The 17,222-nt window shown below is 70.7% G+C and carries 10 protein-coding genes; 4 read left to right on the plus strand and 6 right to left on the minus strand.

What is annotated here, in order from left to right:
- Positions 1-29 precede the first annotated feature (29 nt).
- The 6 genes from addA to E4M01_RS05065 are packed head-to-tail and all read right to left on the minus strand — an operon-like array spanning position 30 to position 9,719.
- Positions 30-3,524 (minus strand): double-strand break repair helicase AddA, encoded by a 3,495-nt coding sequence (gene addA, locus E4M01_RS05040; protein WP_135061933.1) that lies wholly within the window; start codon positions 3,522-3,524, stop codon positions 30-32.
- Positions 3,521-6,553, minus strand: a complete 3,033-nt coding sequence (addB, locus tag E4M01_RS05045) for a double-strand break repair protein AddB (protein ID WP_135061932.1) — start codon at positions 6,551-6,553, stop codon at positions 3,521-3,523. The genes addA and addB overlap by 4 nt, the downstream gene beginning before the upstream one ends.
- Entirely contained in the window at positions 6,550-7,242 is a 693-nt protein-coding gene (murU, locus tag E4M01_RS05050) for an N-acetylmuramate alpha-1-phosphate uridylyltransferase MurU (RefSeq protein WP_135062719.1), read from the minus strand. Before murU ends, addB begins: the two co-directional genes overlap by 4 nt.
- A gap of 26 nt (positions 7,243-7,268) precedes the next feature.
- Positions 7,269-8,360, minus strand: coding sequence for an N-acetylmuramate/N-acetylglucosamine kinase AmgK (amgK, locus tag E4M01_RS05055; RefSeq protein ID WP_135061931.1), 1,092 nt, complete (start codon positions 8,358-8,360; stop codon positions 7,269-7,271).
- Positions 8,353-8,862 (minus strand): tRNA (adenosine(37)-N6)-threonylcarbamoyltransferase complex ATPase subunit type 1 TsaE, encoded by a 510-nt coding sequence (gene tsaE / locus E4M01_RS05060; RefSeq protein WP_135061930.1) that lies wholly within the window; start codon positions 8,860-8,862, stop codon positions 8,353-8,355. Before tsaE ends, amgK begins: the two co-directional genes overlap by 8 nt.
- Positions 8,859-9,719, minus strand: coding sequence for a GNAT family N-acetyltransferase (locus E4M01_RS05065; RefSeq protein WP_135061929.1), 861 nt, complete (start codon positions 9,717-9,719; stop codon positions 8,859-8,861). The genes tsaE and E4M01_RS05065 overlap by 4 nt, the downstream gene beginning before the upstream one ends.
- 105 nt (positions 9,720-9,824) lie before the next feature.
- On the opposite strand from E4M01_RS05065, the gene E4M01_RS05070 reads away from it, so the two are divergent.
- The 4 genes from E4M01_RS05070 (at position 9,825) to E4M01_RS05085 (ending at position 17,170) form a co-directional block, all read left to right on the plus strand.
- A complete protein-coding gene (locus tag E4M01_RS05070) occupies positions 9,825-11,936 on the plus strand; it encodes a S9 family peptidase (protein WP_135061928.1) in 2,112 nt (703 codons plus the stop codon).
- A gap of 62 nt (positions 11,937-11,998) precedes the next feature.
- Positions 11,999-14,149, plus strand: coding sequence for a S9 family peptidase (locus tag E4M01_RS05075; protein WP_135061927.1), 2,151 nt, complete (start codon positions 11,999-12,001; stop codon positions 14,147-14,149).
- A gap of 64 nt (positions 14,150-14,213) precedes the next feature.
- Positions 14,214-16,256: an AsmA family protein gene (locus E4M01_RS05080; RefSeq protein WP_245158167.1), complete on the plus strand. Its 2,043-nt coding sequence runs from the start codon at positions 14,214-14,216 to the stop codon at positions 16,254-16,256.
- A gap of 170 nt (positions 16,257-16,426) precedes the next feature.
- Positions 16,427-17,170, plus strand: coding sequence for an alpha/beta hydrolase (locus E4M01_RS05085; protein ID WP_245158166.1), 744 nt, complete (start codon positions 16,427-16,429; stop codon positions 17,168-17,170).
- The last annotated feature ends 52 nt before the right edge of the window (positions 17,171-17,222 follow it).

Below are 17,222 nucleotides of genomic sequence, written 5' to 3' on the forward strand. Positions count from 1 at the left end.
GAACAGTCTCGGGGGAGGAGACCTGTGGCCTAGCCCGCGAGCGTCGCCGCGCCAAGGGCGGCGTCCATGATCGCCGCTGGAACCGGCGTCAGCCGAGGCCCGTCGGTCCACACCAGCGCCGCCTCGACCGGGCGGTCCGGATACAGCCGCTGCAACACCGCGCGATAGGCCGCCATCTGCAGCACATAGGCCGGATCGGCGTGTTCGATACGATCCGGCGCCGGCCGATTTGTCTTGTAATCGACCACCAGCACCCGCTCGGGCGTCACCACCAGCCGGTCGATCCGTCCCGACAGCACCATGCCGGCCGGCAGGCCGGGCGCGGCGCCGGTCAGGGCGACCTCGGCGCGCGATCCGGGCCCGAATACGGCGGCGAACCGCTCGTCGCCCAGCACGCCCAGCGCGGCCTGGATCATCTCGTCACGGACCGCATCCGACAGGTCCGTCTCGCGCGCCAGCAGCCGACGGGCCAAGTCGGGCCAGGCGCCGGGCGCGGCCTCGGGCAGTCGCTCCAGCAACCGGTGGATCAGGTCGCCGCGCCGGAACCGCCCCAGACCGCCCGCCGCCCGGTCGAGCGGCGACGGCGCGCGGCCCCCGATGTCGCCCGCCAGCTTGGACGGGGCCGCCAGCCGCGCGCCCGGATCCGCCGCCGGCCGCTCGCTGACCCAGGCCGGCAGGGTAATGCTCGAGGCGGCTTCGCCGGGCGCCGCGCCCGCCTCGACCGGATCGACGCCGAAGCGAAACTTGCCGTCGCCAATGTCGCGCGCGCGGCCGTCGGCCAGCAGGCTCTCAAACGTCTGGCCGACGACATCCCACCACGAACCGGGCTCGAACCCTTCCTTGGGACGGCCCATGGCGCGGCCCATGACGATCACCCGCTCGCGCGCCCGCGTCAGGGCGACATAGAGCAGGCGCAGCGACTCGGCGTCGGTGCGGTCGATCCGGCCCTGACGCGCCAGGGCCGAGGCGTCGCAATCGCCGGCCTTGGACGACGGACACATCAGCCACGCTTCGGTCCCATCCGCCTGATCCACGGCCATCAGGGTCGGGCCCTGCGGCTTCGCCTTGCCGGTGGTGTCCGGCAGGATGACGATGGGCGCCTCCAGCCCCTTCGAGCCGTGCACGGTCATGACGCGCACCTCGTCGCGCGCGCCCTCCATCTCGCGCTTCACCTGGACGTCGGCCTGTTCCAGAAGCGCCAGGCAGGTCTCCAGGTCCGTCCCGCCGCGCGCCTCGGCGGCGAGAATCTGGGCCAGGGTCTCGTCGATCGCCTCTTCGGCCTCGCGGCCCAGCCTGTGCAGTATGCGCGCCCGACCCGAACGGCCATCGGGGCCGAGCCGGTTCAGAGCCAGGGAGAAGAAGGCCAGCGGATCGCGCCCGCGCGACGCGATCAGGGCGCCGGCCAGATCGCGCGCCTCGGTCCATTGCGGGTGCTCGGCGGCCCGTTCGCGCAAGGCGCGCCATAGGGACCGGCCGTTCCGGGCTTCGGCGTCGGCCAGAGGATACAGCGCATGCGCCGGTCCGAAATCGGGCACGTCGCAGAAGGGCCCGCGCAGCACCTCGGCCAGGCTCAGATCGTCGTCGGGATACAAGGCGAAGCGCGCCAGGGCCATCAGGTCGTCGAAGACGATGTGGGCGTTCAGCTTCAGTCGGTCGGCCCCAGCCACGGGCGCGCCCTTGGCCTTCAGGGCGCGGATGATCTCCTCGAACGTCGCATCGCGGCGGCGCACCAGGATCAGGAAGTCGCCATAGCGCACGGCGCGCCGGCCCTCGGGCGCCTTGCGGTCATGGATCGTCACGCCCGCCTCGACCTGGCGGCGGATTTCGCGGGCGAGGGCGCGGGCCAGCTGCTTGCGCGCGCTCTGGGGGCCTTCCTGGTCGACCGGCGCGGTCCAGGCCTCTGGCGGCTTGGTCGCCGGTTCCTGGAACAGCGGCCAAAGGTCCACTGATCCGTGCTGGCCCAGACGCGCGGGGAGGTGGCGCGGAATTTCGCCGGTCTCGCCGACCAGGGCGCGGGCGCGCTCGGGCGCGTGGAAGGCGGCGTCCACGAAGGCCAGCACCTCTTCAGTCGAGCGGAACGAGGTGTCGAGCGGCACCTCCTGAAAGGCGTGGCCGGCGTGGCGCACGGCCTGGTCATAGACCTGAGCTTCCTGACGCAACCGTTCGGGACGGGCGCCCTGGAAGGAGTAGATCGACTGCTTTTCGTCGCCCACGGCAAAGACGGTGCGCGCCGGAACGTCGGTGGGACGCTCGCTTCCGTCGCCGGCGAAAAAGGGCTCGGTCAGGGCGCGCACGATGGCCCATTGCTCGGGCGCTGTGTCCTGCGCCTCGTCGATCAGGACGTGCTCGATCCCGCCATCCAGCTTGTACAGCACCCAGGCGGCGTCGGCCCGGCGGGTCAGCAGGTCGGCGGTGCGGCTGACCAGGTCGGTGAAGTCCAGCGCGCCGGCCTCGGCCTTGGCCGTCTTGTAAAGCGCGTGATGCTCGTCGGCGAGCGCTAGCACCTTCATGGTCTCGTCGGCGACGCGGGCGGCGCGGACGCGCTGCAGGGTCGCCAGATATTGGCCGCTGGTCCGGGTCAGGAACTCGACCGCGCCGGGCGGCGACCCCTTGGTCGTCAGCTGTTTGCGCGGCTCTCCCGATGTCAAGAAAACCTGACCGACGCTGTCGAATGTCCAGTCCTGCTTGGCCGCCCTCATGCGCTCGGCGCAGCGCTGATCCATGATGCCGCCGGTCGCCATAGCATCGGCTGCGGCATTCCAGGCGGTGCGGTCCAGGTAGCGCATGAAGTCGTCGGACAGGCTCTGCGGCGTCTCGTCGGGCGTGACGCCAGTCAGGTGATAGGGGCTGGGCGCGCGGCCTTCGGCGATGGCCAGCAGGTAGGCGTTCAGGCTTTCGCGCCTCGCCTCGATCACGCCCAGCAGGGCGTTGAAGGCGTCGAACGCCAGCTCGACCGCGAAGTGTGAATAGGCCCGGCCCACACGGCCGTCGGGCTGGTTCAGCGCTGCCCGCGCCAGGTCCGCCCGCGCCCGGTGCGACAGGGCCAGGGCGGCCTGGTCCTCCAGCACCTCGAACCCCGGCGCCACGCCGGCCTCCAGCGGGAAGCGACGCAGCAGGCTTTCGCAGAAGGCGTGGATGGTCTGGATCTTCAGCCCGCCCGGCGTCTCCAGCGCGCGGGCGAACAGCCGCCGGGCCTCCGACAGCTCTTCGGCGGTCAGGGACCGGGGGTCGCGCCCGTCCAGCTCGGCCAGGGATTCCGACAGCGCACTATCGTCGGCGACGGCCCAGCCGCCCAGCTTGTCGAACAGCCGCGTCTGCATCTCGGCGGCGGCGGCCTTGGTGTAGGTGATGCACAGGATGTCGCCGGGCCGCACCCGTTTCAGCAGCAGGCGCGCCACCCGGTTGACCAGGGTCGAGGTCTTGCCCGAGCCGGCGTTGGCGGTGACGAAGACCGACAGGCCGGGATCGGCGGCGACGGCCTGATTGGCGCGGGCGATGTCGGCAGGGGAGAGCGGCGAGGTCATTGCGCGCCCTCTTCTTCGGCCCCGGCGACATGCCATTCCCAGACGCGCGCCAGATGGTCGAAATTGCCGCCGAAGGTCCCCATGAATTGAGGCGCGACCCAGCTGCGATACGGCATGGCCTCGTCGTCGAAGAGGGCGACCCCGGCCTTGAGCCGCGCCAGCTCGCGCTCGGCCATGAAGGCAGCGCCCTCGGCGCCGACGTCGGTGACCTTGCCCGGCTCGCGTCGGCCGGTCAGTTGGACGTAGAGAAGCTCTGTCGCCTCGGTCGGCGGCGCGGGGAAGCCGCCCTCGGCCAAGATGGCGGCCGCCAGGGTCAGCTGCGGCGCAAAGCCGGCGGCCACCTGCTTGGCCTGAGGCGCGGTCCCGGTCTTGAAGTCGATGACCGCTGCGCCCGTCGCATCCAGTTCGATCCGGTCGGCCTTGGCGGTGACGGTGAAGGGCCCGCCGGGCGCGTTAAAGGTCAAGGCGCCCGACTGCTCGACCAGAAGCTGGGCGCCGCGCGCGCGCCGGGCCCGCTCGAAGCCTTCCAGCCAGCGGGCGCAGTTGGCCGCCAAGGGGCGTTCGCGCGCCATGGCGTGATCCTCGAAACCCGCGGCGTCGATCTCATGGATCAGCCAGGCTTCGATCTGTTCGGCGCAGTCTTCCGGCAGGGCGTCCGGCCAGGTCCGCACCACGGTCTCCAGCGCCGCGTGGATGGCGGTGCCGCGCGCCATGGCCTCGGCCGAGGCGCCCGGCCGGTCCAGCTTCTTGAGCCCCAGCACGCGCGAGGCGTAGATGGCGTAGGGATCGCGCACCCAGCGCTCGATGCTGGTCACGGGCAGTTGGCGCGGCCGGCGGTGGACCGGGGGGCGCGGCTCGGGGCGGCGCGCATAGTCGGGCGTCGCGCGCGCGGGCGCATCCAGCGCGCGGGCCAAGCTCAGCACCGCGTCGGGCGCAGCGATGGTTACGGGCGTGGTTTCGCCATGTGCGCCGCTGACCAGCATTTCCAGCCGCCACAGCCAGCGTGACCGGACGGCCGGCTGACCGCCGCGCCGCTCGCGCACCACCATGACCGCTTCTGGCGCGCAGGCGGCCTGGACGAAGTCCTGGGCTGTCTGACCCAGCCGCCGCTCGGGCGCCGGCAGGCCCAGGGCCTTGCGCATGGGTCGCGACAGGAAGGGATCGGTTGGCGCGGGCCGGGGCCAGACGCCCTCCTCCAGTCCCGCTAGGATCATCAGGTCTGCCCGCGCCAGCCGCGCTTCGATGGCGCCCAGAATGCGGAGTCGCGGATGGCTGGCGCCGCCGGTGCGCACGGTCTCGGCCGCGATCAGTTCGGCGACCAGGGCCGCCAGCTCGTCGGGGGTGACGCCGCCCAGGGCCTCGCCCTGTTCGATCAGGGCCGACAGAAGGCCGGCGGCCGCCTCGCCGTCCCGCCCGCCCCAGGCGGCTGGCCCGGCCAGCGCCTCGATGAGTTCGGTCAGGGTTGTCGCGGCCTTGTCCAGCGGCGCCCGGTCGCCGGCGAAGGGCGCGTGCGCCGCCTCGACCAGACCCTGCAGGGTCTCGGCCAGGTCCCGCGCCTCGCTCAGACGGGCCAGGCGCTCGGGCGAGGGCGCAGCCTGGCCGTCGCGCGGTTGGCCGGCCTGCTCCAGTTTGCGCAACAGGGCGGTCCAGTCGCGCGGACGCGGGCCGCGCAGACCCTTGCCCTCCAGAGTGCGGGCCGCGATCTCGGTCGCAAGCTCGGGGCGACGCCGCGCGTGCTTCAGCAGGGCCAGCAGGGTCTGGGGCGACAGCGGGTCCCCCATCCAGCGCGCGGCCAGCTGAACCAGCCCGCCCGCTTCGGTCAGGGCCAGGGGCGAGCCCGCCGACGAGTCCGCCGTGATGCCCCAGCGCTCCAGCCGCGCCTCGACCCGGCGCGACAGATCCAGGTCCGGCGTCACCAGGGCGCAGGTGCGGCCCGGCGTCTCCAGCGCCTCTCGCATCATCAGGGCGATGGCGGAGGCGGCCTCCTCCTCGGCGCGGACGGTCAGCAGCGACAGGCCCTTCAACCCTTCGGCGATGGGGTCGGCGGAGCGGTCGGCCCAGACGCGTGCGCGCAGTTCGCGGATGGCGCCGCGCCAGTCGTCCGTCGCCTCGGCGGGCCGCAGAGCCTCCTGGATGACGCGCGAGCGCGCCGTCTCGACCTCTGAACCCAGCCAGCGGTGGACGGCCGCACGCTCCACGCCGTGCCGTTCCAGCAGCCGTTTCAGCGCCGCCAGCGGATGCGCCTCCTCGATCTTGGACCACGCCGCCTCGTCCAGGGCCTGATCCAGGCCGGGCACGACGACGCAGCCCTGGGGCGCCCGCGCCACAGCGCCCAGGACATCGGCGGCCGAGGGCAGGGTGCCGGTCGAGCCGGCGGCGATGACCGGGCGGGCGGGCGGTTCGGCGTCCCAGGTCTCGGCCAGCCGCCGCAGCAGGGTGGCGCGTCGCCACGCAGGATCGACCAGCCCCAGCGTCTTCAACCGTTCGGGCCAGGCCTCGACGGCGAGGGACAGAAACTGCGCCGACCGCTCCCAGTGCCGCGCCATCTCGCCCTCAACCAAGTCGGCGACGCGGGCGGGATCGACGATCTCCTCCAGCTGGCAGGAGTCCAGAAAGCCGCCCAGCGCATCGGCCAGCTCCAGCGCCCGCAGCGGCGTCAGATCCGCGTCGAACCGCTCAACGATCAGGCGCGCCATCTCGAACCGGCGCCGCAGGGGCGCGATGGCGGGCGGCAGGTCCAGGCCGAGCGCGCCGGGGGCGAAGGGCGGCTCGTCCTCTTCCAGGTCGCCCAGCGGACGGACCTCGGGCAGCAGCACCGGCCGCTCCCCGGCCGCCCGCGCCAGGGCGGTCGAGAAGGCGCGAGCGGCGCGTCGATTGGGCAGCAGGATTATGGCGTCCGACAATGTTTCCGGCGAGGCCTCGCCCAGCCAGGCCAGCACGCCGTTGGCCAGGTCTTCCAGGAACGGCCGTTGAGCGGCGATCGTGAACCAGCGCGGGCCGGACCCGGCGAAGGGGTCGAACGAAGTCACGCCTCGCCGTCCAGCCGCGCCTCGGCCTGATCGCGCGCCTGCGGGTCGCCAACGTGCATCCAGTCGCCGTCCAGAACGCAGCCATAAAGCCGACCCTCGGCCGCCGAACGCCGCCACAGCGGGCTGAGCGAAAAGGGGCCGTCGGGCCCCGCATCTGCATAGTCCGGCCGGGTGATGTGCACGCCCATATAGGCGAAGGGCGCGCTGGTCGCGTCGCCTCGGAAGGTGAGGCGGCCGTCTTCGGCTAGGAAGAAGTCGCCATCGCCCTCGAAACCGATGGAGCCCTCTCGCCGCGCCAAAAGCAGGGCGGCGTCCATCCGCGACGGATCCCACAGCCGCGCCAGCTGGGCCAGAGCATCGCACCGGTCGATCCAGATGCTGTCGATATTGGCCACGACAACCGGGTCGTCGCCCAGCAAGGGCCGCGCCTTCTTCAGCCCGCCGCCGGTCTCCAGCAGTTCGGCGCGCTCGTCGGAAATGGTGATGCGGGGCGCGGTGCGGTCCGCCAGGTGCGCCTCCAGCCGATCCGCGAACCAGTGGACATTGACCACCGCGATCTGGACGCCCGCCTGCGCCAGCCGATCCAGCACATGGTCGATCAGGGCGCGGCCGCCGACCTCGACCAGGGCCTTGGGCCGATCGTTCGTCAGGGGACGCATGCGGGTGCCCAGACCGGCGGCCAGCACCATGGCGGTTCGTGGAGGGGTCTGGGGCGTCATGCGCGCGCCTCCGCCGGCACATGGGCGTCGAACCAGCGCGCGACGGGCACCAGCGCCGGCTGCTCCAGATTGGCGTTCAGATGGCCCCACATGCGCGGCAGGAACTGGCGGTAACGCGGCTTGCCGTCGCGCGCGATCAGCCGCGCGAAGACGCCGATGATCCGCGCCTCGTTCAGCGCCGCCAGGCCGGCGTAGTCGGCCATGAAGGCGGCGCGGTTCGTGTGAGGTCTCAAGGCGAAATAGCGCTCCAGCGCCTCGGCCTCCAGGGCGGGCGAGACGTCGCGCCGGGCGTCCTGCAACAGCGAGTGCAGGTCCCAGCTGGGGTGGGCGCGCACCGCATCCTGGAAGTCGATCATGCCGACCCGCGCCGCGCCGTCGCGTTCGGGCAGCCAGATCAGGTTCTCGGCGTGATAGTCGCGATGGGCCAGCACCGAGGCGCCCGCCGCGCCCGAGGCGACCATGGGCGCCCAGGCCTCTCGCCAGGCGTCGACGGCGGCCGCGTCGAACCGCACCCGCTCGTCCAGCTTCGGCAGCCATTCCACGAACAGGTCCGCCCCGCCCTGCAGCGCCGTCTCGTCATAGGTCAGGATCGGCCAGTCGCCGCCGGGACCGCTCAGCACCTCGGGAGGCGCCCCGGCTTCATGCAGCCGGGCCAGCGCCTCGACGGCGGTCAGGTACAGGGGCACCTCAGGCTCGCCGTCCTCGATCACGCGGGCGAACAGGGCGTCGCCGAAATCCTCGAGCACCGCCAGGCCGTTCGCCGCATCGACGGCCACAACGCCGGGCGCGGACAGACCCAGCGACCGCAGATGCTCGGCCACGGCGGCGAAGGCCTCGATGCGTCCAGCCGACAGGCGCGCGACCGCGTTCCAGCCTTCGGCGCGGCGCCGCTCTGGGCTCCAGTCGGGGGCGCACGGACGGCTCTCCGCCGCCGGCGGCTGATCCATCAGCATCAGCGACGGCTGGCCCGACCGGATCAGCCGCTCATAGCGGCGCGTCGAGGCGTCGCCGGGCAGGGGTTGTCGCTCGCTTACGCCCAGGTCGAGGGCGTCCAGGAAGGCGTCGATCAGGGGCGCGCGGTCAGACATTCAACTCTCCGATCCGGGCTTCCCACGCCCCTGCGCCGGAAACGGTCGCAGTTCTTCCATTCTGGGCCCTACCGCCAATCTCGCGGAGATTGGCTGCTTGAGGGAGGGGGGCGCTGGGGTCCGACAGCGTGACGACCAGTCGGTCGGGGCCGAGAAACTTTGAAGGATCGTCGCCTAGGCGTTCGGGCCATTCGATCAGGGCGCAGCCTTCGTCCAGGGCCTCGTCCAGGCCGATCTCGAAGGCCTCCTCCGGCCGGGTCAGGCGATAGAGGTCGAAATGGGCGATGGGCGGGTCGCTTTCGTAGAACTGGACCAGGGTGAAGGTCGGGCTGGGCACGTCTTCGTCCGGCCGGGTCAGGGCGCGGATCAGGCCGCGGGCCAGGGTCGACTTGCCCATGCCCAGCGGGCCGTACAGCAGCACCGCCTCGCCCGGCCGCAGCAGGGGCGCGATCGCCTGGCCCAGGCGCGCGGTGGCCTCGGCGTCGGGCAGGTGGAGCCTCATGCGAACTCCGCGTCCGGCTGGCCCGGCAGCATCCGCTCGACAAAGGCCTTGAGCGCATAGGTGGCGCGCGTGGCGTCCGCGTCGATGCGCGAGGGCGGGATCGGCAGGCCGACGGACAGGCGAAACGCCTGCTTCTTCTTGTTCAGCATCTCGTGGAACAGGGTCACGTCGCGCAGTTCGGTCGAGAACCGGTCGAACAGGTGAAACAGCTTCGATGTCGGGCCGGCGACATGGATGGGCACGATGGGGGCGTCGTATTTTCTGGCCAGGGACGCGGCCGTGGGCGCCCAGTCGGGATCGATGAGAGAGCCGCCCTTGTCCACCCGCGCCAGCCGGCCGGCAGGGAACATGATCAGGCAGCGTTCGGCCTCGAACGCGTCGCGCGCGGCGGCCAGGGTGGCGCGGGTCTTTTCGCGCGTGCGCTTGTCCAGCACCCATTCGACCGGAATGACCGTCTCACCCAGGCGCGGCGAGACCCTGAGCGCGTCGGCGTTGGCGAAATAGATGGCGTCGTCGCGCCGCTTGCGGATCGCGTCATGCACGGCCAAGCCGTCGGCGATGCCGGTCGGGTGGTTGCAGACCACGATGCAGCGTCCCGTCGCCGGGATGCGGTCCAGGTTCAGCGTCGAGACCTTCAGGTCCAGCAGGTTCGAGACATAGGCCAGGGCCTCTCGCCCCGACAGGCCGGCGATGCCGTCGGCCATGGCGCGCGCCTCGCGATAGCCCAGCAGCCGATACAGGGCCGGGCGGATCAGCGGCCAGGCGGGCGAGCCCGTCAGACGCGGCGCCCGCTCGGCGATCAGCACATCGACGATGTGGTCGCGGTTCGATCTGGCGGGCGGGGATGCGGACGACATGCCTGTCGCTTGTCGCCGCTCGCGCGACGCGGGGCAAGACGCCGCCTTGGCGTTTGGCCGCCGCCACGCTAGCCCTTTCGCATCGACGGTTTCGGGAGTGGGCGGATGGTGCGGTTTCTGACGGCGGCGGGCCTTTCGGCCTTGATGATCGGTCTGTCCGGCGAGGCGGCGTGCGCGCAGGCCGCGCCCGAGACGGCTACGCCCGCCGCCGCAGAGGTGCGGCAAACGACGGCTCGCTCGGGTCTGGGCCTGCGCGACCTGGCGATGATGGAGCGTGTGTCGGATCCGCGCCTGTCGCCCGACGCCCGGCAGGTGCTTTACGGCCTGCGGACCACGGACTGGGAGAACGACCGAGGCGTCAGCGCCCTGTGGCTGGTCGATGTCGAGGGCGGGACGCCGCGCCGCTTGGGCGCTTCGGATGGCGGCGCCGCCACGGGTCGCTGGGCGCCGGACGGCCGCGCCATATATTTCCTGTCCTCGCGCGGCGGCTCCAGCCAGGTCTGGCGTATGGATCGCGAGGGCCGAGCGGCGGTGCAGGTCACGACCCTGCCGGTCGAGGTGACCCATTTCCAGGTAGCCCCGGACGGCCGATCGCTGATTCTGTCCGCGCCGGTGTTCGTGGATTGTGACACGTTGCAATGCAGCCGCGACCGGCTGGACGCCCGCAGCCAGTCCAAGTCCAAGGTCCGCACCTTCGACCGCCTGCCGCTCCGGCCGTGGGACAGCTGGAACGACGGGCGGCGCAGCCAGCTGTTCGTGCAGCCGCTGAATGGGTCCGGCTTGGGCGACGGGGCCCCGCGTCCTCTGACGCCCGGCCTGGACGCCGACACACCCTCGCGGCCCCAGGGCGGGGACAACGCCTTCACCGTCAGTCCCGACGCGACGCAGGTGGTCTTCTCCACCCAGACTCAGGGCCGCACCGAGGCGTTTACGAACAACACCGACTTGTTCCGTGTACCGCTTGCCGGCGGCGAGCCGGTCAATCTGACAGACGCCAACAATGCGCCCGACGGCGCGCCCGCCTATTCGCCGGACGGTCGACGCCTGGCCTGGCTGGCCGGCCGGCGCGAGAACGTCGGGGGCGATCAGCCGGTGGTCATGGTCGCCGACGCAGATGGCTCGAACGCCCGCGCGCTGACCGACTGGGACCGCGGCCCGGGCGGCCTGTCGTGGCGCTCGGACGGGCGGGCGCTTTACGTCACCGCCGCCGAAAACGGGCAGCAGAAGCTTTTCGAGATCGACGCCCGCACCGGCCGCGTGACCGCCCTGACGGAACAGGGCGCGGTCTCCGCCTATGACGAGGCGCGCGGCGTCCTGGTCTGGGCCCAGGACGGCTTCACCAGCCCGACCCAGCTGTGGGTCAAACGCGGGTCGGGCGAGGCGCGTCGTCTGACCGATCACAACGCCCAGGCCCTGGCGCGGCTGGACCTGCCCGCGCCAGAGCTGTTCACCTTCGCGGGCTGGAACGGCGAACAGGTGCAGGGCTGGGTGTTCAAGCCCGCCGGCTTTGTCGAGGGGCGGCGCTATCCGGCGGTGCACCTGATCCACGGGGGGCCCAAATCACCCTGGACCGACAGCTGGTCCTATCGCTGGAACCCGCAGACCTACACTGCCGCTGGATACGCCGTGGTGATGATCAACTTCCACGGCTCGCCCGGGTTCGGCCAGGCCTTCACCGACGCCATCAACGACCATTGGGGCGACCGGCCGCTTGAGGATCTGCAGAAGGGCTGGCAGGCGGCGATCGAGGCCAATCCCTGGATCGACGGCGGCCGCGCCTGCGCGCTGGGTGCGTCCTACGGCGGCTATATGGTCAACATGATCGCTGGCCGCTGGAACGAGCCCTGGCGCTGCCTGGTCAACCATGCCGGCGTCTTCGACGTGCCGCAGTTGATGAACGCCATGGATATCGGCACCTTCATCTGGGAGTTCGGCGGGCCCAGCTGGGAGCGCAAGGAGCTCTACGACCGGCACAACCCCGAGACCTATGTCTCGAACTGGTCCAAGCCGATGCTGGTGCTGCACGGGTCGCGCGATTTCCGGGTGCCCGAGGAACAGGGGCTGGCGACCTTCTCGGCCTTGCAAAGGCTCGGCATCCCCAGCCGCTACGTCCACGTCCCGGACGAGAACCACTGGGTGACGAAGGCCCGCAACTGGGTCGACTGGCAGCAGGAGATCCTGGACTGGACCGATCGCTGGACCGCCGAGAGCCCCTGATCTTTTGTCGCACCCCCGGCGGTGCTACGGCTGACGACCTCGGATTTTGAGGAAGCTCGCCCATGCGTCGCCATTCGCTGCTCTCGGGGGCCGTCGCGGCCCTGGCCCTGATCACTGCCGTGCCGGCCTTGGCGCAAGCACAACCTGCTCCCGCTGTTTCAGGCGCGCCGGCCATGCCGACCACGCCTGCGCCGCATCCGGCCGCGACGCCGGACGCCTTCACCTATCAGGACATGATCGGGCTGAACCGCCTGGCCGATCCGCAGGTGTCGCCCGACGGCCGTCGCGTCGTCTATTCGGTGACCGCCACCGACGTGGATGCCAACCGCCGCGCCACCACCCTGTGGATTCGCGACATCGACGGCGACGCCGCGCCGCGCCGACTGGCGATCAACGAGGGCGGAGCCAATACCGCGCGCTGGGGCGCCGATGGCAATCTGTACTTCCTGTCGGGCCGTTCGGGGTCGAGCCAGGTCTGGCGCGCCGACGCCTCGGGGGCCAATCCGGTGCAGGTGACGCGCCTGCCGACCGACGTGAACGCCTATCGCCTCAGCCCGCGCGCCGACAAGGTCGCTGTGTCGCTGGCCGTCTATCCCGACTGCGCCGACCTGGCCTGCTCGGTCGAGCGCGCCAAGGTCCAAGGCGAGCGCAAATCCACCGGCCAGGTCTATGAGCGCATGTTCGTGCGCCACTGGGACACCTGGGAGGATCACACCCAGAACCACCTGTTCGTCCTGCCGATCGCCGCCAGCGGGCGGGCCGGCGAGGCGGTGTGGGTGACCAAGGGCTTCGACGGCGACACGCCCTCCAAGCCGTTCGGCGACGAAAGCGAATTCACCTTCGCGCCCGACGGTGAATCGGTGGTCTTCTCGGCGCGGCTGAAGGGCCAGTCCGAGCCGTGGAGCACCAACTTCGACCTGTGGCGCACCAACGCCCTGACCGGCGACGGCACGTTCGAGAACCTGACGGCCGACAACCCCGCCTGGGACACCGGCCCGGTGTTCTCGCCCGATGGCCGCACCCTGGCCTATCGCGCCATGGCCCGACCGGGCTTCGAGGCCGACAAATACGCCATCTTCCTGAAGGACGTGGCGACCGGCCAGACCCGCCAGATCGCGGCCAACTGGGATCGCTCGGCCGACACACTGCAATGGTCCGCCGACGGCCAGACGCTTTACACCACCGCCGGCGACGTGGGTCAGACCCGTTTGTTCGCCATCGATACGCGCAACGGCGTGGTGACGCCGGTGACCGGCCCGGGCCATGTCTCGGCCTTCGCCCAGACGCCCTCTGGCTTCGTTTTCGCCCAAGACGCGCTGGATCGACCTTCGGACCTCTGGTTCAAGACCTATCTCGGCCGCGAAATGCCGCGCCGCCTGACCAACGTGAACCCGTCGCTGGACGCCAAGACCTTCGGCGAGGCCGAGCAGTTCAGCTTCCCCGGCTGGAACGGCGAGACGGTGCACGGCTATGTCATCAAGCCCGCGGGCTATGTCGAAGGCCGACAGTATCCGGTCGCCTTCCTGATCCATGGCGGGCCGCAGGGCTCGTTCGGCAACAGCTGGTCCTACCGCTGGAACCCGTCGACCTACGCCGGCGCGGGCTATGCGGTGGTGATGATCGATTTCCACGGCTCGACCGGCTACGGCCAGGCCTTCACCGACTCGATCAGCCAGCACTGGGGCGACCGCCCGTTGGAAGACCTGCAGAAGGGTTGGGCCTACGCCCAGCAGCAGTACCGCTTCCTGGACGGCGACCGCGCCTGCGCGCTCGGCGCATCCTACGGCGGCTATATGGTCAACTGGATCGCGGGCAACTGGCCCGGCGAGTTCAAGTGCCTGGTCAACCACGACGGCGTCTTCGACACCCTCGGCATGGGCTATTCAACCGAGGAGTTGTGGTTCACCGAGTGGGAATACGGCGGCACGCCGTGGGAGAATCCGCGCGGCTATCAGCAGTTTAACCCGGCCAACCACGTTCAGAACTGGCGCGACCCGATGCTGGTGGTCCAGGGCGACCGCGACTTCCGCATCCCGACCGCGCAAGGCCTGTCGACCTTCACCGCCCTGCAGCGTCGCGGCATCGAAAGCCGGCTGGTCTTCTTCCCGGACGAGAACCACTGGGTGCTGCGGCCGGCCAACAGCCTGCAATGGCACAATGAGGTGTTCGGCTGGCTGAACCGCTTCATCGGGCCGGACGCCGAGCAACGCTGACGCGACCATCCGCCCGGTCGCGCGTTCAGGTCTCTTCAAGGAGAGCAGCGCGCTGACCAAGGGGTTGAAAGATCGACTGAACTGGAGGGGCTGGCGCGACGGCGCGCTGGCCCCTGTCGGCGTTCGCGCTCGCGCCTTCGGCGGCTGGGTGCGCGACAACGACCCGGTCTATCGCGCCTTTCGCCATCCGGGGCCGGTCGAGAAAGGCGCGGTGCTGGGCGTGCTCATCCTTGTCGCGGCCCTCGTCCTGTTCCTGATCCTGTTCGACTGGAACTGGCTGCGCGGGCCGATCGGACGCTGGGCCTCGGTCCAGTATGATCGCGAGATCGCCTTGAACGGCGATCTGGATGTAAGGCTGTTCAGCTGGACGCCGTCGGTCACGGTCAATCAGCTGACGGTGGGCGGCCCGTCCTGGGCGAGGGACGAGGACACGGCGCGCGTGTCGCGCATCGAGGCCTCGGCCAAGCTTAGCCAGCTCCTGCGCGGGCGGATCGAAATGCCGCTGCTGGCGATCACCCGTCCCCAGCTGGTCCTGATCGCCACGGAGGACGGCCGCCGCAGCTGGGACCTGAACCCGGACAAGCCCGACGATGGGCGCGGCGCGAACCTGCCGTTGATTGAGCGGCTGATCATCACCGACGGGCGCCTGTCACTGGATGAGCAGCGGCGAGGCATGAGGCTGGACGCTGTGGTCAACGCCCGCGAGGCCGCGGCCTCCGCCGACCCCGGCGAGACCGGCTTCCGCCTGGAAGGCGAGGGCGAGATAAACGGCGCGCCCCTGACCCTGACCATCGAAGGGGGCGCCTTCGTCAACATCCGGCGCGACCGTCCCTATCGATTCACCGCCGAGGTGGAGGGCGCGCGCACCCGCCTGCGCGCAGATGGCGCCATCACCCGGCCTTTCGATCTGGGCCGCTTCCAAGCGAGGCTGGCCTTGCGCGGTCAGGACCTTAACGATCTCTATGTCCTGACCGGCGTGGTTGCGCCCAACACGCCGCCCTATGAGCTGGCGGGCACGCTGACGCGCGACGAGGCCTTGTGGACCTTCACCGACTTCGCCGGCCGCGTCGGGTCGTCGGATCTGGCCGGCGACCTCAAGGTGGACAAGGTCGGCGACCGTCGATGGGTGGAAGCCGACCTGGTATCGCGTTCGCTGGACATAGACGATCTGGCCGCCGTGCTGGGGGCCCAGCCACAGGTCACGCCAGGCGACACTGTGGCTCACTCCGGCGCCCCCGGGAAGCTTCTGCCCGACGCCCCTCTGCAGACCGACCGCCTGCGCCAGATGGACGGCCGCCTCAGTTTCAAGGCGGGCTCGGTCAAGCGCAACACCTTCGCCGTGCGGCAAGTGGATCTGGGCGCGGCGCTGAAGGACGGCATTCTGAACCTGGACCCCGTCAGCTTCACCTTCAGCCAGGGCGAATTGAACGGCACGGCCCGTATCGACGCCACCGACGACATGCCCAACAGCACGGTCGATTTCCGCCTTTCCGGCTATCCACTAGAGGCCATCATTCCCGCGCGGAACGGCGCGCCGACGGTGACGGGTCGAGCGCTGGGGCGCGCCCGGCTGGAAGGGCCCGGCCGCTCTATCAGCGAGTTCGCAGGCCGGTCGAATGGATCGCTGAGTCTGGTCGTGCCGCAGGGGCGGATCCGATCCGCATTCGCCGAAATGCTGGGCATCAATGTCGGCGCGGGCCTGCGTCGATTGTTCAGTGGCGACGTCAGCGAAAGCCCGATCCGCTGCGCCGTCGCCGACTTCACGGTGAGGGGCGGCACGGCGACGGCCCGGACCCTGGTGATCGACACCGACGTGGTCCTGACAAAGGGCGAAGGCACCATCGATCTGGGCTCGGAGCAGATGAACCTGCGTCTAGACGGGGAGACCAAGAAGCCGCGCCTGTTGCGCGTCTGGGCGCCCATCACGGTCAGCGGCCCGCTGCAGCAGCCGCGCATCGGCGTCGACACCGGGGCGGTCGCGGCCCAGGCGGGCATCACCGGACTTCTGGGCGCCTTGGTCGCACCCGTCGCGGCAGTCTTCGCTTTCGTCGATCCCGGTCTGGCCGAGGACGCCGACTGCGGCGGATTGATCGCAGGCGCGCGCTGAGTGGAGCCGAAGGCCCCTTGTGTGCGTATCTGTCGGACTTCGCATGCGCCGAGAGAGGCCAGATGACCCGGAGAGGCGTTTTCGCCGGCGCGCTTGGCGCCCTGACGGCGGCCTGCTCGCCGCTTTCCCTTTTGAACACTCTAGGCCCGCGCGACCGAGGAGCACGGCGGGTGGCGCGCGGCCTAGCCTATGGCCAGGACGCACGCCAGACCATGGATGTCTATGCGCCCACCGATGCGCGTGACCTGGCCGTGGTCGTCTTCTTCTACGGCGGCGGCTGGGATTCCGGCTCGCGCGAGGTCTACGGATGGGCCGCCCAGGCTCTGGCGGCGCGCGGCTTTGTGGTCTTTCTGCCTGACTATCGGGTCGTCCCCCAGGTGCACTTCCCCGCCTTTGTCGAGGACGCGGCGGCCGCGACGGCCAGCGCTGCGGACTTGGCTGCGGGGCTTGGCGGCGATCCCTCGCGCCTGGCGGTGGCGGGCCACTCCGCCGGAGCGCATCTGGCGATGATGATCGCTCTGGACCGCCGCTACATGCAGGCCGCCGGCCGGCCCGATCTGATCAAGGCGGCGGTCGGCTTGGCGGGGCCTTACGAGTTCCTTCCGCTCGCCGTGCCGGCCTCGATCAACGCCTTCGGCCGCGCTCCGGACCCTACGCTGACCCAGCCGGTCACATTCGCGCGTCGCGACGCGCCGCCGCTATGGCTGGGCCATGGCACGGCTGACACCGTGGTGCACGACGAGGATACGGTGATCCTGAATGACCGCATGCGGGCCGTCGGGGGGCGGTCCGAAGCGAAACTCTATCCCGGCCTCGACCACGCCGACCTGATCGCGACCTTCTCGCCCCTTTTTCGCAAGAAGGCGCCGGTCTTGGACGACGTGACAGCGTTCCTGAATCGGGAACTGGGCTAAATCTTCGAGGCGCGGGTCAGCCGAGAAGGGCCGCTTCATGCAGATGGCGGTC

The sequence above is a fragment of the Brevundimonas sp. MF30-B genome (assembly GCF_004683885.1).
Lineage (GTDB): Bacteria > Pseudomonadota > Alphaproteobacteria > Caulobacterales > Caulobacteraceae > Brevundimonas.